This is a genomic window from Vallitalea pronyensis (assembly GCF_018141445.1).
Taxonomy (GTDB): domain Bacteria; phylum Bacillota; class Clostridia; order Lachnospirales; family Vallitaleaceae; genus Vallitalea; species Vallitalea pronyensis.
Window position 1 is genome coordinate 1,425,739 of sequence record NZ_CP058649.1, and the last position, 19,939, is coordinate 1,445,677.

At 33.8% G+C, this 19,939-nt stretch carries 21 protein-coding genes; 15 read left to right on the plus strand and 6 right to left on the minus strand.

The features are described 5' to 3' along the window. The first annotated feature begins 11 nt into the window (after positions 1-11). The 13 genes from HZI73_RS05960 (at position 12) to HZI73_RS06020 (ending at position 11,530) form a co-directional block, all read left to right on the plus strand. Positions 12-920, plus strand: a complete 909-nt coding sequence (locus HZI73_RS05960; RefSeq protein WP_212697343.1) for an alpha/beta hydrolase — start codon at positions 12-14, stop codon at positions 918-920. Beyond that, the gene (locus HZI73_RS05965; RefSeq protein ID WP_212697344.1) at positions 880-1,467 is read left to right on the plus strand and encodes a TetR/AcrR family transcriptional regulator; all 588 of its coding nucleotides are present in this window, start codon (positions 880-882) and stop codon (positions 1,465-1,467) included. The genes HZI73_RS05960 and HZI73_RS05965 overlap by 41 nt, the downstream gene beginning before the upstream one ends. Beyond that, on the plus strand, positions 1,464-2,819 hold the full coding sequence (locus HZI73_RS05970; RefSeq protein ID WP_212697345.1) for a B12-binding domain-containing radical SAM protein: 1,356 nt from the start codon (positions 1,464-1,466) through the stop codon (positions 2,817-2,819). The genes HZI73_RS05965 and HZI73_RS05970 overlap by 4 nt, the downstream gene beginning before the upstream one ends. A gap of 65 nt (positions 2,820-2,884) precedes the next feature. Further along, positions 2,885-4,414, plus strand: coding sequence for an NHL domain-containing protein (locus HZI73_RS05975; RefSeq protein WP_212697346.1), 1,530 nt, complete (start codon positions 2,885-2,887; stop codon positions 4,412-4,414). Positions 4,415-4,416: 2 nt separating this feature from the next. Continuing rightward, complete coding sequence (locus HZI73_RS05980; RefSeq protein ID WP_212697347.1) at positions 4,417-4,665, plus strand: acyl carrier protein; 249 nt, start codon at positions 4,417-4,419, stop codon at positions 4,663-4,665. Then, on the plus strand, positions 4,658-5,476 hold the full coding sequence (locus tag HZI73_RS05985; RefSeq protein WP_212697348.1) for an NHL repeat-containing protein: 819 nt from the start codon (positions 4,658-4,660) through the stop codon (positions 5,474-5,476). Before HZI73_RS05980 ends, HZI73_RS05985 begins: the two co-directional genes overlap by 8 nt. A gap of 1 nt (position 5,477) precedes the next feature. Beyond that, positions 5,478-6,749, plus strand: coding sequence for a B12-binding domain-containing radical SAM protein (locus HZI73_RS05990; RefSeq protein ID WP_212697349.1), 1,272 nt, complete (start codon positions 5,478-5,480; stop codon positions 6,747-6,749). A 10-nt stretch (positions 6,750-6,759) separates the two neighbouring features. Continuing rightward, positions 6,760-7,305, plus strand: a complete 546-nt coding sequence (locus HZI73_RS05995) for a flavodoxin family protein (RefSeq protein ID WP_212697350.1) — start codon at positions 6,760-6,762, stop codon at positions 7,303-7,305. Continuing rightward, the gene (locus HZI73_RS06000; RefSeq protein ID WP_212697351.1) at positions 7,271-7,945 is read left to right on the plus strand and encodes an HAD family hydrolase; all 675 of its coding nucleotides are present in this window, start codon (positions 7,271-7,273) and stop codon (positions 7,943-7,945) included. The genes HZI73_RS05995 and HZI73_RS06000 overlap by 35 nt, the downstream gene beginning before the upstream one ends. A 56-nt stretch (positions 7,946-8,001) precedes the next feature. Then, positions 8,002-9,168 carry a thiolase family protein gene (locus HZI73_RS06005; protein ID WP_212697352.1) on the plus strand — a complete coding sequence of 389 codons (1,167 nt, stop codon included), beginning with the start codon at positions 8,002-8,004 and terminating at the stop codon, positions 9,166-9,168. After that, on the plus strand, positions 9,101-10,495 hold the full coding sequence (gene hemW / locus HZI73_RS06010) for a radical SAM family heme chaperone HemW (protein WP_212697353.1): 1,395 nt from the start codon (positions 9,101-9,103) through the stop codon (positions 10,493-10,495). The genes HZI73_RS06005 and hemW overlap by 68 nt, the downstream gene beginning before the upstream one ends. Positions 10,496-10,531: 36 nt before the next feature. After that, positions 10,532-10,951: a 3-hydroxyacyl-ACP dehydratase FabZ family protein gene (locus tag HZI73_RS06015; RefSeq protein WP_212697354.1), complete on the plus strand. Its 420-nt coding sequence runs from the start codon at positions 10,532-10,534 to the stop codon at positions 10,949-10,951. A gap of 246 nt (positions 10,952-11,197) precedes the next feature. Next, positions 11,198-11,530: a helix-turn-helix domain-containing protein gene (locus HZI73_RS06020; protein ID WP_212697355.1), complete on the plus strand. Its 333-nt coding sequence runs from the start codon at positions 11,198-11,200 to the stop codon at positions 11,528-11,530. 69 nt (positions 11,531-11,599) lie between these two features. Here the strand turns inward: HZI73_RS06020 and HZI73_RS06025 are convergent, their stop codons facing one another. Next, entirely contained in the window at positions 11,600-12,748 is a 1,149-nt protein-coding gene (locus HZI73_RS06025) for a GyrI-like domain-containing protein (RefSeq protein ID WP_212697356.1), read from the minus strand. Positions 12,749-12,834: 86 nt separating this feature from the next. Continuing rightward, positions 12,835-14,133 (minus strand): helix-turn-helix domain-containing protein, encoded by a 1,299-nt coding sequence (locus tag HZI73_RS06030; protein WP_212697357.1) that lies wholly within the window; start codon positions 14,131-14,133, stop codon positions 12,835-12,837. Between the two features lie 407 nt (positions 14,134-14,540). Here HZI73_RS06030 and HZI73_RS06035 point away from each other — a divergent pair, with 407 nt between their 5' ends. Further along, positions 14,541-15,677, plus strand: a complete 1,137-nt coding sequence (locus HZI73_RS06035; RefSeq protein ID WP_212697358.1) for a saccharopine dehydrogenase family protein — start codon at positions 14,541-14,543, stop codon at positions 15,675-15,677. A gap of 21 nt (positions 15,678-15,698) precedes the next feature. Then, positions 15,699-16,295, plus strand: a complete 597-nt coding sequence (locus HZI73_RS06040; RefSeq protein WP_212697359.1) for a TetR/AcrR family transcriptional regulator — start codon at positions 15,699-15,701, stop codon at positions 16,293-16,295. A gap of 80 nt (positions 16,296-16,375) precedes the next feature. Here HZI73_RS06040 and HZI73_RS06045 read toward each other — a convergent pair whose 3' ends face one another. The 4 genes from HZI73_RS06045 to HZI73_RS06060 all read right to left on the minus strand — a co-directional run bounded on the left by HZI73_RS06045 (position 16,376) and on the right by HZI73_RS06060 (position 19,916). After that, a complete protein-coding gene (locus HZI73_RS06045) occupies positions 16,376-16,603 on the minus strand; it encodes a thioredoxin family protein (RefSeq protein WP_212697360.1) in 228 nt (75 codons plus the stop codon). 76 nt (positions 16,604-16,679) lie between these two features. Beyond that, positions 16,680-17,693, minus strand: a complete 1,014-nt coding sequence (locus HZI73_RS06050) for a permease (protein ID WP_212697361.1) — start codon at positions 17,691-17,693, stop codon at positions 16,680-16,682. A gap of 17 nt (positions 17,694-17,710) precedes the next feature. Then, positions 17,711-18,070, minus strand: a complete 360-nt coding sequence (locus HZI73_RS06055) for an ArsR/SmtB family transcription factor (protein ID WP_212697362.1) — start codon at positions 18,068-18,070, stop codon at positions 17,711-17,713. Between the two features lie 250 nt (positions 18,071-18,320). Beyond that, positions 18,321-19,916, minus strand: coding sequence for a peptide chain release factor 3 (locus HZI73_RS06060; RefSeq protein ID WP_212697363.1), 1,596 nt, complete (start codon positions 19,914-19,916; stop codon positions 18,321-18,323). Positions 19,917-19,939 lie beyond the last annotated feature (23 nt).

The following is a 19,939-nucleotide window of genomic DNA, read 5'->3' on the forward strand; positions in this document are numbered from 1 at the left end:
TGTGATGTAATATGGTAGGAATAAGTTTGGCAGTTTTAATCATCTATATAATACATAATGTGATAAAAGGTTATCAACTGGTATATGAAGGTAGTCATCCAAATAGATGCCATTTAATTAATGAAAATAACCTTCCTTATCGATATAGAAAATTTACTTTTCAATCACAAGATAATCTTAAGATGTGGGCCATTGAATATATACCAGATCAAAAGCCTAAAGGAACGATTATTGCCTGTCATTATCTAGGTGGTTCTAAAACATCCATATATGCCTATATTGAACCACTATTGAAAGAAAATTATACTGTTGTAAGCTTTGATTACATTAACCATGGGGAAAGTGAATCAAGAAGAGGTAATAAATATACATTAGAAGATGATATGAAACGATTCTTTTATAAATTAAAGGCATTAGATATAAAAGGTCCCTATGGTGTTATGGGGTTTTCAATGGGTGCTACCGTAGCAATAAGTGCTCTTGATATAACATCAGAAATAGCTGCAGTTATGGTTGATAGTGGACCCCTTATATTTGTGAAAGAGTATTTCAATCATGTATTAAGAAGTAAAAAAGTGAAAGAGCCTATAAGGAGAATCGTCTTTTTATTTTATTATCTATACGTCATAGGTTTCTATAAAATGAGTAGAAGGATGAAGAAGCGATTGCTCAGCATGGATGACATACCCATTTTAATGATACATAGTAAGCGGGATCGTACTATTTCTTATAAAAATGCTGAGTACGTCTATCAAACACTTAACGCTAATAAATCAAAACTTATTACAGTACAAAGAGCACATCATATGACAAACAGAACCATACTCCGCAAAGAGTATGATGATTATGTTATTCAATTTTTTGAGAGATGGTTGGTGAATGATGATAAAGCAAAGAATCATTATAATAGCATTAAGTGAGATGCTAGATAAAGGTATTGAACACATTACAATAAAAAAGATGGCACAGAAGACAGGGTTGAACGAGGATAGGCTTAATGATTTTTTTCTATTTGGTGATAAGGAACTTTTGATGGATGTTATCGAATATGCTGGTGAAAAATGGGTGCATGAAATAAAAGCGAGCATACATAAAGTGCCGAATAAGGATCAAAAGCTGAATACACTTATTTATGGTTATACCATGGGATCTAAAAAGTATCCACAGTCCCTTTCAACGTATATTGATTTATGGAAACTGATAAAAGATAAACAGGACGAGTACATTAAGATGCGATTAAAAACAATCTATAACTTTTACATAGCGGAGTTTACCCACATAGTACAAGATATGGGATACCAGCATATACCATACAATGCGTTAATTGCCTTTGGTATATTTTTAACCCTTATCAGTGACGTTGTACATATTCAATCATTGATACTTGATAATAAGCTTGACTATGATTACATGTATCGTATTCTAAATAAACTCACTAAACAGTTCTTGATAGGAGAGATAGTATGAATAAAGTGATCCTGTTCTATCCGTCCTTTTTAGTTAATAAAGGTGAAAAAACCCTATATACAGATTTACCATTATCAATCATTGCACTAGCTTCTCAGTTATATAACAACTATGATATAGAGGTTATTGACGAACGATTAGATCACTACGAAGAGGAGGAAATTATAGAAAAATTGCACGATGTGTTTATGGTAGGTATTAGTGCTACAACCAGCTACCAGATACTTAACGGGCTGCAATTCGCAGAAAAAGTAAGATCCTATAGCAAAAAAATTAAAATTATATGGGGCGGTTGGCACGCTAGTTTAATGCCTGAAGAAACAATTAAACATCCGCTAGTGGATATTGTTGTTATTGGACAAGGCGAACACACCATAACCAAACTTGCAAAGTGTATCAAGAATAATGAGCATTTAGATAGCGTACCAAATATAATCTATAAAACCAAGGATGGTAAGTGTATAACAACATATAAGATGGTATTCAATAGCTCTCAGATACCCCATAGCATGAAAGATGGGTATAAGTGCGTCGATATTGATAGATATATACACAAGGCATGGGGAAATCAACGATTATTGGGCTATGAATCAAGTAGAGGCTGTTCATCCAGTTGTAGCTTTTGTTCCATTAGCGCACTTTATCACAGAAAGTGGTATGGTTTAGCAGCAAAAAGCATAGTTCATGATATTCAATGGCTAAAGGATCATTATCATATTGATGCATTACACTTTTTTGATAATAATTTTTTTGTGCATAAAAAAAGAGCTATGGAAATAGCTAAACTTTTTATTAAAAATAATCTAAAGCTAAGATGGGATGGCACCATTGTCACCAATCAGTTTTTAAAACTTACGCAACAGGAAATTGAGATGTTAAAGCAAAGTGGTTTTTATCGTATCATTGTTGGCGTTGAGTCAGGTGATGAAGAGGTATTAAAGAAGATAAATAAAAAGCATACCAATAAACAAATTTTAGAACTTATAAAAAGGTGTAAGGAATTTGGACTATTCCCATCGCTATCCTTTATGGTAGGTTTTCCGTGGCATCCCGAAAAGGATACCCAACATACGATTTCACTTATTGAGAAAATAAAAACGCTATATAGCGAAACAGAAATACTTTTATTTATCTTTTCACCTTACTTAGGAACCCCACTCTATGATATTGCCAAGGAATATGGCATGTTATTCCCAAGTTCTTTAGGAGAGTGGTCTAAGTTTACCTATGATAAAGTGAATACGCCATGGGTTACTAATCAGTTGCAGAAAAAGATAAATCGTTATTTAAGTTTTTTTGGTACGAAAAAGATGACCAATGATGAACAGCAATTCTATCAGAGTTTTGATTAAAAGCGAAATAATACAAATGTGTTAAGAGGCAAATAAACAAACTACGAGAAGTGTGGGTGTGAGACATGAAACAATTACTCAATAAGTTAGAAACAGCATTGTCTAAAATCGATCATCATTTTTCTATTGCTTTAATTGATATTGATTTTTTTATTCGTTATTGCATACGATTTTCTGAAGAACAGTGCCATGAAGCCATGAATAACATCATGGCGTTTTTCTTGCAAGCGTTTGAAACAGAAGATGTGTTTTATGAGTTAGGTGGCGATGAATTTGCAATTATTTTACATAATCATTCTATTAGGAGTACCGAGAAACGAATTAATCATACGCTAACAAGGTTCAAAAAAGAAAGATTTCTTACACATTTAGGAGAAGATTATAAACATGTAAGAATGACTTTTAGTGCAGGGATAGCGACATTTCCTGAAAATGGCGGGAAAGATATTTTATGTAAAAAAGCAGTGACCGCATTATTCTTAGCAAAATCACTTAGAAGAAATCATGTGTCGTGTTATATGGAGAACACAGAGGATCATGTTAATAGAATCCTATTCAATGAATCCCTTTCAATCAAGTCAATCATTGGTAGATGGGGTGAAATAGGTCATACGCATACGCCCACACCTGTTTCAACATGTTTATTGTGGGAGCCACAAGCCATTGCTATGGGTGGACTTGGTAACTTGTTCATTGCCGATCAAAATAATCATCAGATACTTTGTTACCATAATGGTTATGTAAGCCCCATTGCTGGTAATGGTACCTATGGCTATAGCGGAGATGGCAGTTATGCGGATAAAGCCCAATTGAATAAACCAACTGGATTATGTATATGGGATCAAAAACTGTATATTACCGATACAGGTAATGATGCTGTTCGCATGGTCGATTTAATAACCAATCAAATATCGACTATTTGTGGTAGGGGTCAAGCAGGATATAGTGGCGATGGTGGGCTTGCTGTCTATGCAAAGTTAAATAAACCAGGTGGTATAGTAGTGGATAAAAAAAATAATATATATATCAATGACATTGCAAATAACGTCATAAGAAAAATAGATACCAATGGAATCATATCAACCTTCGCTGGAAATGGTCGTTTTGGATTTAGTGGTGACGGTGGTTTAGCCTCTAATGCATCTTTTAATGAAATTTATAATATAGCGATTGATAATAAAGGGAATTTTTTATATATCGTCGATTATTTAAATCATAGAATTCGGAAAGTTGATTTAAATACCAATATCATTGAAACATGTGTAGGAAATGGTCTATCTCATGACACTGTAGATAATGAGGATCCCCTATTGTCATCGTTAAATCGTCCAGTTGCAGTATGTCTTGATTCTGAAGGTAATCTATATATTGCAGAAGCAGGTAATAGTAGTATTCGTGTGGTAAGCAAAAAGGAAAATAAAATATTGACGTTAGTAGGAGGGTGTGGTAGCGGAACAGGACAAAGAGAAGATATTCGCACATATAAACTTACAAATCCTAATGGATTAGCGGTATATGATAATATGCTGTATATTTTGGATGGTGGAAATAATCGTATTTGTAAAATAAAATTAACTTTTTTGAGAGGAGAATAGGAATGAAAATTGAGGAAAAGGTAAAAGAAATAATCGTATCACGATTAAAGGATAAAGCAAAAGTTAAAACCCTAACGTATAGTACACCATTATTGTCACTGGGTATAGATTCTATATTAGCCTTATCTATTTTGGTTGAGATTGAAGAAGCCTATGACATAGAAATTGATGATAGCGATTTAAATATGGATAAAATAAAAGATATCGCTTCGTTTGCAGATTTAGTAAGAAGTTGTATAGAAAATGAGTAAAATTCTACAGATTGAATTACTGATTAATAAAGATGCTGGATTATCCAATCCATCTGGAATATGTTACGATGGTATGCACAATACATTGTTTATAACAGATATGCAAAACAAACGTGTGATCAAGTATCATAATAAGGTAGTTGAAGAACTACCCGTTATGTGTAATCGTGATAAATTATGCTTGAAAAAGCCATTAGCAATCGCATATCGTTCCAATAAATTACACATAACAGATGCAGCACATCATTGTATATTTAAATATGCCCATGAATATTGGGAAGAAGTAAACATAACGAATAACATGGAAAAAGCCATTAATTTACCAGGAAGCATAGCAAGCGATTTTGAGGGAAATATTTATGTTTCTGATTTTCTTCATAATCGAATATGCAAAATAAACTTGAAGGAAGAAGTATCCGTCTTAAAAGAAATAAAATGCAGCAAGCCTTATGGTATATACTTACATGAGGGTATCCTTTATGTAACGGATACGGGTCATAAGCAAATTGTATGGTTTGATGTAAAAACAAATGGCCATGGTGTTACTGTTAGAAGTGATTTTACGCCTATTGCTATTACCGTTGATGAAGATGGTGATCTTTACATCAGTGAACATAGAAAGATATATCTTTTTCATCAACGATCTAGAGTCTTGGAATTAATATTAGATAATCACAAATGGCGTCAATTTGGCTATGACAAGCTTTGTCATATCGGAGCTCTTGTATCGATTTCAAATCAAGAATTTGTTTTCTCAGATACAATAAAAAACAGTGTCTATAAAGTATCCATAAATAAGTTTTGGGAGTAACATGATGTATAAAATATTACTATTAGCTTTACCAAGTCTTTCCAGTTGTTCATCAAGTCTTTACGATTTGACACTTTATGAATTTAAATCCAGAAATCGTCTTTGGAGTACACCTCAACTTGGACTATTAACCATAGGAAGTATGTTATCTAAAATTAGTCATAACATTGATTATGTGGATTTGAATTATGAAGAAATAGCGTCCTATAACGTCGATTTTGTTTTCATGTCACCTACAACATCACAAGCGCTAACAGCATATGATTATGCCAACAAATTAAGACGCAGGGGGATAAAAGTTTTCATGGGTGGTTCACATGTATCGATGTTGCCAAATGAAGCTTTGGCACATGCTGACGCAATTTTTATCGGAGAAGCAGAAGATTCAATGGAAAGCTTTATGCATGATTTGACCACAAACAGCATCCAGTCAATGTATGTATCAACCGCTAAGCCAGATTTAAAAAAATCACCCGTACCCATGTATGAATTGGCCAGAAAGTATCCTTACAAAAGTGTTCCAGTTCAGCTTTCTCGAGGGTGCCCCCATCAATGCAATTTTTGCTTATCTTCCACCATATACGGAAAAATGATTAGAAGAAAAGATATGGCGCAAGTTAGAGATGAATTAACAGTTATAAAAAAACTATGGAAAAATCCCTTTATTTTTTTTACAGATGATAACTTTTTGGTTAGCCAACATGATAGTCACCAAGTTCTGGATATTCTGGAGGAATTGAAGCTTGAATGGTATGCTTTCACGGATATTTCAATCTATAGGAAACAAGATCTGTTACATCGTTTGGCACCATCTGGCTGTCGAAAACTTCTTATTGGCTTTGAAAGCTTAAATGATAAGAATCTCATTGAATTAAATAGCTCAGGATTTAAAGCATCTAAGAGACTAGAATATAAAAAAGCAATTCATACCATACAACAACATAAGATTGGCGTCATTGGAAGTTTTGTATTGGGTCTTCATGAAGATAATGAAAGAACCTTTGATGACTTATATGAATTTATAATAGATACCTGTATATATGGTACCAATATAACCATAGCGACACCTTTTCCAGGTACGCGCTTTTATAATAATTTGAAGAAAAATCAAACGTTATCATCAACTTGGAGTGATTACGATGGCTTCTCTTTATTATATGATTTACCCCATATGACAAAAAAGGTTTTTTTACAAAAGTATGTTGAGTTAATACATAAAATTAATTCTAAAGAACGTTTAAATAGGGTAATAAACTATTTTAAAAAATTGTGAGGATAAATAGATGAAAGGTATGCTATATTATGATTCTAAATATGGATCAACGAAACAAGTATGTCAATGGATTGTATCTGAAATTACCATAGGCCAGATTACGATCAACCACATAACAGAAAGAATGAAACATAATGTTGATTATTTCATTATAGGTACCCCTATTTTTATAGGTAAACCTATGGCAAGCGTTATTGATTTTTGTCATGCAAATAAGCATTATTTTAAAGATAAGCCCCTATTTTTATTTATTACCTCATGGGCTGAGTCTACGATATATCGCGATGAATGTAAAAAATTTTTGGATATGCTTAAGTTTCACTTTAAAGGACATCATCTTATTCTGGTAGAGTCTTTACCAGGTAAATTAGTTATGGATAAAATCACAAGAAAAGATAGAAAAATAATGGAAAGACTATTAAGACGATTGGATAACATGTCCAATGAGTTTCAGTCAGAGTCTATTTTATTTAACGATCAGAGAAGTGAAAAGTTAAGCAGGAATTTTGGTAGGAGGATAAATGAAGTTCTTAGGGATAAAAGCTATTTGTTTTGATTATTATAATACCCTGGTCAATATTGGTCAACCGTTTACTGATATTCGAAATTGGTTTGAGAGATTTCTAAAAAGTAAGAATGACCAAATATCAGTTGAACAATTTAACATGTGCTTTACGAAACAACGAGCGAAATATATTTGTCATTCAGATTTTATGACAGGTAGTAGCATACTAGAAGAAAGCTATCGTAGAACTTGTGAAAAATACAATGTAGAACATTCCTTGCATGCATTTAATACATTTGTTTATCATTTGTTTCGATCACCTCAAGCATATGAGGACGCAAGACATACCATAGAACAATTAAAAGATAAATACATGGTGGCGCTAATTACCAATGCTGATAATGATGTATTGTATGAATCCATGGATAGTCAGGGTTTTGCGTTTGATTATGTGATATCTTCTGAAGATGCAAGGTGTAACAAACCTGGAAAGGCTATTTTTGATAAGGCTCTTCAGGACATGCATATGCAGAACAATGAACTATTAATGGTGGGGGATTCTTTACAAGAAGATATATTAGGTGCTAAACAACAAGGAATCAATGCCATATGGGTAAACAGAGATCATGACGTGAATGCGTATAATGTGACAATGGTGGATTCGCTGAATCAGATGTTACAATTTTTATAATATCAAGGTATGGGAAGTATCGATATAAATAATAGACTGTGAAAAGGGGGAAAGCCATGAAAAAAGCAGCGGTGATTGCAGCATGTAGAAGTCCAATCAGTAAGATACCAGGGGAGCTCAATTATATTGGAGAAATAGAATTATTAGCAGAAGTATTTAAAGCTGTTATAAAGATAAATAAACCTTTAACGATTGATGAAGCAATTGTTGGTTCAAGTTTTCCTATTGAAAGAGATAACTTGAGTAGAAAAGCGATACTATCTGTGGGATTACCCCCTACAATTAGCGCTACAACAGTTAATAAAACATGTGCATCATCTGATGAAGCATTAGCTATTGCTTGTCATAAAATACAATGTGAAAATGAAAAAACCATGTTAGTAGGTGGCATAGAAAAAGTTAGTAACTCATCATATGCACTTCACTATATGAAGAAAAACATTAAAAAAACAATACGTAATAGAATGCCTACTTTTAATGATATCCGTCATAATATTCTTGAAAACGATATGACTTATATATGTGAGCGTTTGTCAAGAACACATAATATAACAAGACAAATGCAGGATGAGTATACAATCGATAGTATGAAAAAAGCGATTCATGCAAATAAGCAAAAGCATTTTAGAGATGAAATTGTACCAATAAGGTACAAGAAAGATAAGCAAGAACATGAATTGTATATGGACGAACTCTTGTTAAGTGATCGATCCCAGCATGACATCATAAGTGCTCCTCCAATGTTCTTAAAAGATGGCGTACTGACACAATATAATGCTGCAACCATGTGTGATTGTGCTGCAGCTATGTTAATAGCAGAATATGATAGAGCGTTACATATGGGATTAAACCCTCTTGTAGTTGTACATGCAATGGAAACGATTGGTGTAGCAAATGATAGAATGGGCCATGCAATGGCTAAGTGTGTGGAGCGTATTTTGAAAAAGAGTGCTTTGAAAAAATCAGATATTGATTTGTATGAAATCAATGAGTCTTTTGCTGTGCAAGCCATGGTAACCATTGATAGCTTAGGTTTAGATAAATCAAAGGTAAATGTTAATGGTGGTAATCTAGCTCTTGGTTATCCCATTGGTGCAACTGGACTAAGAATGGACATCACATTAATACATGAAATGTTAAGGAGAAACTCAAAATATGGGCTTAGTGTTATGTCCGCAGGTGGCAACATGGCCCAAGCTGTTATTTTTGAAAATAGAAGGTGAAAAGATGAATTATAATACGTATGATGTGGCAGTTATGAATTATCCATTGTTTAATAAAACCAATATTGACCATCATGTTCGAAACATATTTGAACAACCCATTCAAGAAGATGTTGAGGTTCCTATATATATACATATACCTTTTTGTGATAGCCTGTGCGATTTTTGTATCTACAATAGGATGTTAAAACCTAAGTCAATAGATATGATTCAGTCATATGTAGATGCCTTAATTCGAGAAATAAAGTTATATGCATCTCATGATTATATAAAAGAACAAAGAATCGGTTCTGTTTTTATTGGTGGAGGCACACCAACAGTATTATCGGAAAAACAACTTTATAGCATTATAACCACACTAAAAAAATGTTTCAATATTAATCATTGTGAGATGAGTATAGAGTGTAACCCACATAATGCTGATTATTCAAAGCTTAAACGACTAAAAAACTTAGGTATAACCAGAGTAAGTACAGGTGTTCAAACCTTTAATGATGATATGCGTAAGCGATTGCATATACAAAATAGTAGTCATGCTATCATGGATTGGTTTGAGAAGGTAAAGACACTGAGTTTTGACGATATATCCATGGATTTAATTTTTGGATTTCCAGAAACCAATACAGCATATTTTTTAAATGATGTAAAAAAAGCTGTTGCGTTGAACCTAGGACATCTATCCATTTATAAACTCACTCTATTTGCTTATACCAAGTTATATAAAGATATTCAAAAAAACAAAAAGATGTCCCTGCCCACACAAGAGCAAATGTATGACATGTTTAGCAAATCCCATGAGTATATATTAAACCATAATTATAGCATTCAAAGTACTCAGGAATACAGTAAAAAGGGGAAGACGGTGAAATTCTGGGATTTAATATATGATGGTTATGGTAATAATATATCATTTGGTTCTTCTAGTTTTGGTTATATCAATGGCTATTGCTACCAAAATCAAAGGACGATTAATGGTTATATTAGTAAAGTAAGGGACAATAAACTACCCATAGAAAGAATAAGTCCAAAAATAACCTACACACAACAAAAGGAAAGAGCAATGGTTATTGGTTTCAGGAAGGGTTTTGTATCCAAAGAAATGTTTTTCAAAACGTTTCATACACGGGTAACAGATGAATTTTCTAGTCAGATTAACAATCAAATAAGTAAAAATCTTATCTATGAAAATAAAGATGGATACGGTTTAACTTCAAAAGGCTTATACCATCAAGGTCTAGTAAGTGCAGATTATATGGGGTCTATATTCAAGAATGTATCACCTCTAAAAAAGAAAATGTGTATAGGATTACATGAAATGCCTTATTAGGATGCCATAGGATAATAATGTAAGGAGGATTAGCTAATGAAAACTTTATATAAGGAAGATATTAAAAAAATAATTCCACATAGGGAGCCAATGCTACTTATTGATGAAATCAATATATTAGAAGATGATAGTATCATTGGTAAATACTTTTTTACAGGCAATGAATGGTTTTTTAAAGGACATTTTCCTTCAAAACAAATTGTTCCTGGCGTCATTTTATGCGAAATAATGGCTCAGACCAGTTGTGGATTATTCTTGGATTCCCATCATGACAGTATGCCTTATTTAGTAGGTATACATAACGCTAAGTTTAGAAAAGCAGTTTTACCTAAGGATATCATTCATGTTAAATGTAGCATGGTGAGTATAAAAAAACCCTTTTATTATGTCAAATGTAAAATTTATGTTCATCATAACTTATATGCAAATGGTGAACTTACATTATTTTTAAAATAATAAAATGATTATATATTAATGTAATATTAAATACTGAAATAACATAATTAAATTATATAAATAATGACAATAATTTACAAAAAAACTCTTTCATAAAGTATTGATAAATAAATTCTAATAAAGCATTTATATAATTGATATAATAAAACATAAACAGACTATTGCTGCTATAAGTTGACAATATTGGCACTATAGGCCGTTTTGTTTTCAGTTCAAAACACTTAAGATGTTAATGGGAGAGTGGTAATGATGGATAATATTTATAAGAAAGCAGGATTAAGGATTAGGAAGCTTAGAGAATTAAACAACTTGACACGAGAAGCTTTTTCTGAGATAGCTGATATTTCTCCAAAATTTCTTTATGAAATTGAAACAGGACAAAAGGGATTTTCTGCCGATACTTTATACCGCATAGCAAAAGGATTATGTGTTACAACAGAGTATATTCTGACAGGTAATGATAATCAGGAGCTTTCGGAGGAATTATTAAGCATCTTAGGGTTGTTTGATAATTCTCAATTGGAAGCATTAAACAGATTGCTCAATATTGTTTATGAGTTAAGTGCAAGGACGTCATAAGATTGTAAAAAAACAACCCTCCTACCTATATAGGCATGCCATACATATTGAATGGTAGAAGGGTTATTATTATACGCTCTTATAGGTTAATGGTACAAATATAGAGGCAGCATTTGCCTGTCGAAAGCGAGCGAAAATATGTTTGCTCTGATCTTGCTCATAATCAGGATTTTTATTTAAAAACAACTCTACGAGATGATTGAATGCAATGTTATAAAGCATTATAGGATTATCACCATTAAATTCTAGCTGACTGATGTGAAGATAGATGCCACCAGAGATAATCATTTTTTCAACAGTATCAGGTAAGCCATCGAAGCTACTAACACGACTGCCAAAATAACTATTATATTTGCCCTTTATAGGCGTGTTTGTTGGAAAACCATAATAATCATCATTATACATATATGAACATTCCAGCTTAGAAACTTGATTCTGTATACTAAAATATTTGAAAATGACATCCTCTTCTGAATCAGGCGGAGTCATACTGCAAGCACAGAGTATGTCAGGTATACTTACAACTTTAAAAATCGTGCTGTCAAATTTTTCAGCAGGACTTTTTGGTGTTTTGATGGGTTCATATTTCATTAAGACATCACCTGTGTCATCATACACATAAAATGGAAATCCTTGTTTATTGTATACGTAGTTTGTGTCAGTTCGAAATCCATTCACAAAATATTCGTCAGCCATCATACGTTCGCCATAACCTGTTCTGTGTTTAAGATTTCGTTCATTTATGTTGAACTTAGCATATCGACATGGTGGGCAAACAAAAGTAACCGTGTCTTCTGGTAAATGCTCAGGTAATTGTTCAAAGTCTTCTACAACGATGCCGATAATTAAATGATAAGCACCAGCACCTTCAATATGTGTACGTACACCTATCACTTCAGGATTCTCAATTTTTATAATATCTGATAAAAGTTTAATAGTACCATTGCTAATATATTTTTCTGCCATGGTTTTATCTGTATTAGTACCTATACGCATGGGCAAGCCTCTACTCTCAGCAGAAAAAACAATTTTAATACCAACAATTTTGGTTTCTACCCTATCGACGATATGGGTATGTGGATTGATTTGTTCAATAAACACTTCTTTTACATTTTGCTTATCTTTTATTTCTTTTACCATATTTATAATGGTTGGTGTATTGTTAGGACGATATCCTTCTGGTGTATGCTGAGGTTTTTGGTTCTTTGCGGTACTCATTTTTATTTCCACCTTTCTCGTATTGTTTCTATTTTACAGCATCAAATGTCTAGGTTAATGATGTTATGGACTATTTTACAGTAGATTTATACAACTGTATTATCCGTTTTTAACATGTTTAAAGGGCAGTATATAGACATGCTCACATACTTATTTTTGCTGCAAGAAGAATGATAGAGTGTAAATGGTGTTCTAGAATGTGTTGATAGACCATTATCATTAAGCCAAGAAATAAGTCTTTGTTCATATATGGAACTATTCACACAAGAATCTCCTTTTAAAATAGCATAATACCCTTCTGCAAGTGTTAAGGTTTGAATATATGTTGGTAGAGGGAAATGAATTTGATGCTTATCTATCTGAATACCGCACAGATACCTATCTTTATGCTTAGAGACAATGAAATTCTGAGCTGTTTCTAGAATATCTGGATAGTAAATGCCAAAATAATGAGCAATCTGTTTAGATGCTTTTTTTTCTGCATAGATACCCTCCTGTTGAGCAGTAAGAAAGGTCATCTGATGTGCATGCTTTATTGTAATTTCATAAGGATTTGATTTCTTTTTAACAGGTAAGTAAAGTTTTAATTTTATAGGTTTACCATGTTTAATGATGTATTCTTCAAAAAAGTTTTCATGAGCTTGCTGGAACATACTTGATTGTAGCCAATCCGTGTATAGATAATCCCAAGCCTGATGAATAGCTTCTTCATGATTGTTAACGGTGGTTGTTGCATATGTATGAACGGGATGATGATATGTATTACCATAGCAAATTAAGTCTCCATATGATGCGTTTAGATTTACCAAATGCTGAGTATCATCATTCAATTCAAGATAAAGTTCGTAAGTGAATTTATGACTAGATTGTGTTCCATTACGACCAAATAGTCTTCCATGGAAATCTGGTAATAACATAAAAAGATGTTCAATAGCTCTGTTTTCTATACCTTTAAGTTGACTGTCATAAAATTTCAAGTATATGGTGGCTGGAATCCTTTCTTTTGCAACGTTGATATAAGTTTTGAAAGGGCCTTTAAAGGGTGGATAATAGTAATAGTGGTCACTTTTCTTATATTGAAGAGGCGTTTGACCAGTTGTTGATCTAACTTGCTTATGAAATGCTTGTTGAGAACTATAACCGCAGTAATAGGCAATATCTGCAAGGGTCATTTTTGAAGATTTAACTAACGCAAGGGCATTAGAGAGCCTACGCTTTCGAATATATTCCTTAACGGAATGACCTGTATAAGCATAAAAGTCTCTATACAGTTGCATTAAAGAGATAAAACCTACTTGAGAAATTTGTTGTGTGGTTATTGGCGAGTATAAGTGAGCTTCTATATACCTTATAATATTATTAAAATAAATACGCTTATTCGTCATTTTTAAAGCCTCTTTCATATACCTTTATTTTACGTTTTTTTACAAATATACATCATACCATATATTTTTTAAGGATCCCCAAAAAACAATAGTATCTTAAGTTTGAATCCATAGAATTTGATTGATATCAAAGTATTACAAAAAATACAAGTCAAATGTTCTATAAAAATTATAACATAAATGAACGAGAATGATAATATCTTTGAATCATTCAATAAAAAGAGATAGCATGGGCGGAATAATGTATATTTTGATAAATTAAACAGGTGAATGAACTTGACAGCTTTGTCTTTATATGATAAATTATACGTACGTATAATAAATAATACAAACGTATAAATAATGCTAATATATAACACGAGGGAACTTTAAATGATTATATGAATAGAGGGGGACTACGATAAGAAATGAAATGTAAGACAATGATGATTCTTGGAGGATATGGCGGTGCTGGTGTGTGTATTGCGGAACTACTACTACAGGAAACGGACTTACATCTTATTCTAGCAGGTCGAAACCATATGCAAGCCAATAGGGTGGCAAAAGAACTTAATACCAAATTTAATGGGGATCGGGTACAGGGTATGCAAGTAGATGCATCCAATGAAAAAGCATTAAGGCAGGCTTTTAAAAACTGCGATATCGTCATGTCATGTATTCCTATAACATCCTTAGGCATTGGAGGAGGTATTGTTCAAGCTGCCTTTGACGCGGATATTCATTATATTGATTTATGTTGGGATAATGATAAACTGCGATTACTAAAACAATTGGAAAAGCCAATTAAAAATTCTGGAAAATATTTTATGATTGAGGCTGGATTTATACCCGGTGTGTTGTCTGTCATGGCATTTTTGGCAGCTAAACAACTGGATTCTTTAGACCGCTTGGATTTTGCTGGCATGCTTAAGGATAAGCATGCCACTTATGGCAGTGTTGTGGATCTACTCATTTATGCAGCAGATCCAGTGTATGCATGTAAAAATGGTGAATGGCGTGTAGTCCCCAAATCCGCTTCTAAAAAAATCGATTTTGGTTGCACATTTGAGGATATAACATGCTACCCTATGGATGCAAATGAATTAAGATCTTTACCGGACGATCTGGGTTTTAAAGAAGTCAATTTCTATGTTGCGGGTCTAAATAAGGTTGCCAATATCATCTTATTTTTAGTTATGGGTTTAGGTTTACATAAGTTTAACTGGAGCAGGCAATTAGGTGCAAAATGGATTCTTAGAACCATAAAAAAATACTCAAAGCCACCTTATATCACAATTGCCTTGATGGAAGCTAGGGGTAAAGTGAATCACTATAATGCAAAACTAAAAGTCGGCATAAGCCATGAAGATGGATTGATAGGTACTGCTATTACAACGGTTGCTGGTGTGCTTCAACTATTGGATGGGTCTATTAAAGAACCCGGTGTTATCATCATGGGTCATCATGTTGATCCTGAGCGGTATGTTGAAGATATAAAACGGCTAGGTATGAAGGTGCAAATTGAACAGGATTATGTAAAACCATCACAAATCGTATCTAAATAATAAGAATGAGGAATGTTAAAGATGAGTAGACGAAGTATAGAAGAGATAAGAAAAGAAGAAATCATGAATGCTTTTTTAGAGGTAATTTCAGAAAAAGGGCTGGCTAATGCTTCCATCCGTGAAATTGCCAATACAGTTGGATGCAATCATGGTATTTTACGTCATTATTTTGGTAACAAAGAGGGTCTCATTAAGTGTACTGTGGATTTTCTGATGGATGAATATGTGAGCAGGCTTCAAGAGGATATAAATAAACATGATTCATGTATCGCTCAAATAGAGTCAGCATTTCAGACATATAGTTTTGAAAGTTTTGGTGCTGATTTAACAAGGGCTTGGATTGAAATATTTGTTTTTTCTAAGACGAATCCAGCTATTTCTAAAGTGTTACATGGTTTTTATAGAAAACTTAAAGACACTTTTGCAAGTATCATTCGAACGGGAGTTGAAAAGGGAGAGTTTAGACCTATTGATGCTGATGTAGCTGCCAACATGATTTTGGGGTGGTTTGAGGGAACTCACTTTTTAATGGTTGTAGAGACAGAGCATGTTCCTTATGAACAGATGTATCAACAGTTTTGTGATATGTTTCTGCGTTATGCAACAAAAGAAAACTAAATGCGATCAATGATCATCGTTAAAGATACCCTAACATTTTCTTATCATTAGCATAAGGAAGTGTTAGGGTATTAGCATGTTTAGAGGTGCTTTTTAATTTCGTCTGGAGAAGCGACACGGCCCATTATTTTAACTTGCTCATCAACCACTAAAGCTGGTGTACTCATCACACCATAAGCCATAATATCTTGTAGATCTTCAACTTTTTCAATGGTTGCTTCTATACCAAGGGCCTTAACAGCTTTTTTGGTATTGGCTTCTAGCTTTCTGCAATTTGCACATCCTGTTCCTAAAATTTTAATAATCATTATAATCTCCTTTCAATACATGCGGTATTTGGGTTATAAAGATACGGTGTTGCTCGTTAATCAAGATTGAAATCTGTTAAATCAATAGATAACCAAAGGCATTAAAGACAAATCCGATAATAAGGATGCCAATGGTAACGATGGTTGCAAAAATAACAAGTAATTTAGTTTTCACAACTTTTTTGAGCATGATCATGGATGGTAAGGATAGAGCAGTAACGGCCATCATAAAAGCTAGCGCGGTACCAATGCCAACACCTTTAAGAACCAGTGCTTCAGCAATAGGCAGTGTACCAAAAATGTCCGCATACATTGGTATACCCACTATTGTAGCCAGGGGTACAGAATACCATTTATCTTGACCAAGAACAGCACTAATGATAGGCTCGGGAATCCAATTATGTATGGCTGCCCCGATACCCACACCAATGAGTATGTATAACCATACTTTTTTTATGATGCTCAGTACCTGGTCTTTGGAAAAGACAACACGGTCTTTTTTAGTTAAACTGGCTTGTTCCATTTCCATAAGTTTGTTTTTAAATACAAAGGGTTCAACATATTTTTCAAGTTTGAATTTGCTAATTAATGTGCCGCCGATAACAGCTAATATGAGACCCACAACCACATAAGTGATAGCAATACGCCAATTAAAAATACTTGCTAACAATAAAACCGATGCAAGATCAACAAGGGGTGAAGATATAAGAAAAGAAAACGTAACACCTATGGGTAACCCAGCACTTGTAAAGCCAATAAACAGAGGAATGGAGGAGCAGGAACAAAAGGGTGTCACGGTACCTAGTAAAGCGCCAAGTATATTGGCAGTGATACCATTAAACCTGCCTAATATCTTCCTAGTTCGTTCTGGTGGAAAAAAACTTTGAATATAGGAAATTGCAAATATAAGTACGGACAACAAAATGAATATTTTTATCACATCGTAAATGAAAAAATGAATACTGCCACCTAATGGTGTTGTGATGTCTAAACCAAAGACATCTTCAACCAAGCGTTTTATCAGATGTGACAACCAATCCATTTTAAGGAATTGATCGTTGAGCCATTTAAAAATCGTTCCAATTTGCATAGGGATAAGTCCTTTCTTTATGATATGTCTCTAAGTGCTTCGAGAGCACATTTGTCAATATATTGTTCTTTATGTTTTAGTCTGGATTGATCTTCTAAAATGTTTGGATAAGCATCCATATTATTCAATATAAATTGAATGGTATGATTGAGTAGCTTATTGTTATCCTTAATCATATAAAAAACAAATTTATCCTTCCGTTGGTCGGACACCAAATCCATGTCCCTTAATTTGGATAGTATTTTTGATATTTTTGGTTGTGGTTCATTAAGTATGCCACATAGCTCGCATACGCAAAGTTCTTCACGACTAATTAATAAAATGACACGCAGTCTTGTTTCGTCAGATAGTAATTTAAATATAGGGGTTAGTTTCATAAGCGTCACCTTTCTATATTGTCATATGCACATATGGGAATATGTATATGTTACACCTATTTCTTAATTTTGTCAATATCGATGCTTAAAAATTTTACTATATGTGTGGGAGATATTGATTAAGCGAATAAAAGGCGAAATGATAATAGAAAAATATCGTTACAGCAGAAATAAACAACCTTACAAAAGCATATAGGATACATGCTTTTGTAAGGTTTATTTTATATGTGATAGAAAAAGTAATATTTTTCTAAGAATGTTCTTTTAGAACGATGCCTTCATTACGATCTAAGATATGTTTAATGGACCATTCATTTTGAAAGAGAAGTACAGGCTGCTGATGTTTATTCTCCACTAAGACGGTGTCCATTGGCAAAGCCAATTTTGTCACATCATAGCTATCCTGTTCAATCCAACGCAGGTAACGATAAGGTAACTGCTGCATGGACAATTCCACACCATACTCATGTTTGAGACGATATTCAAGTACTTCGAACTGGAGCACACCGACCACACCAATAATAAGCTCTTCTACACCCATATTAGGTCTTCGGTATACTTGAATGGCACCTTCTTCAGCTAACTGGGTTACACCTTTTAAGAATTGTTTTCGCTTAAGAGAATTCACTGTAGAGATTCTAGCAAAATGTTCAGGTGCAAATTGTGGGATGCCAGCATATTCTATCTTGGAAGCATCCTTGCATAAGGTATCGCCAATATTGAAAATACCAGGATCATGAATACCGATGATATCACCAGGATAAGCGGAATCCACAACGACACGGTCTTGCGCCACGAATTGTTGAGGTTGAGCTAATTTGACCTTTTTGCCTTTTTGAACATGATTAACGGTCATGCCTTTATCAAACTGACCAGAGCATATACGAAGGAATGCTATACGGTCTCGATGAGCAGGGTTCATGTTGGCTTGAATCTTGAAGATGAATCCTGTGAAGTTCTCTGATTTTGGGTCAATATTACCTTGATTACTTAAGCGTGCTAATGGAGGAGGTGTCATGTCTAAGAAGGATTGAAGAAAGGGTTCAACACCAAAGTTGGTCAGCGCACTACCGAAGAAAACAGGTGTTAAGTTACCTTTTAACACTTCTTTTTGGTCAAAGTGATCACCAGCGATATCCAAGAGTTCAATTTCACCTAACAATTGTTCATGTAAATCATGACCTATTAACGGGTTGAATTTTTCGTCACCCAGCTGGCCTTTCACTGCCTTTGCAATGGATTGACCATGATTGCCATCCATAAACAACTCAATTTGATTGTCGTAACGGTTATAGACACCTTTAAAGTCCTTTCCAGAACCGATAGGCCAATTCATGGGACAAGACTTAATATCCAAGACTTTTTCAATATCTTCTAATAAGTCAAAAGGGTCTCTACCCATACGGTCCATCTTGTTAATAAACGTAAAGATGGGAATGCCACGAAGTTTACATACTTGAAAGAGCTTCTTGGTCTGGTCTTCTACACCTTTTGAACAATCAATAACCATGACAGCACTATCGGCTGCCATCAGTGTGCGGTAAGTATCTTCACTAAAATCTTGATGCCCTGGTGTATCAAGGATATTAATGCAAAAGTCATCATATTCAAATTGCATCACACTAGAGGTAACGGAAATACCTCTTTGCTTCTCAATCTCCATCCAATCCGATACAGCATGTTTCTGAGAACGCCTTGACTTCACAGAACCAGCTGAACGAATAGCACCTCCGTATAAAAGAAACTTTTCTGTTAAGGTGGTTTTACCAGCATCTGGATGAGAGATGATGGCGAAGGTTCTTCTTCTTTCCACCTCTTGGGTAAAGCTAAATTTATCATCTGCCATGTTTCATCTTCCTTTATGTTTAA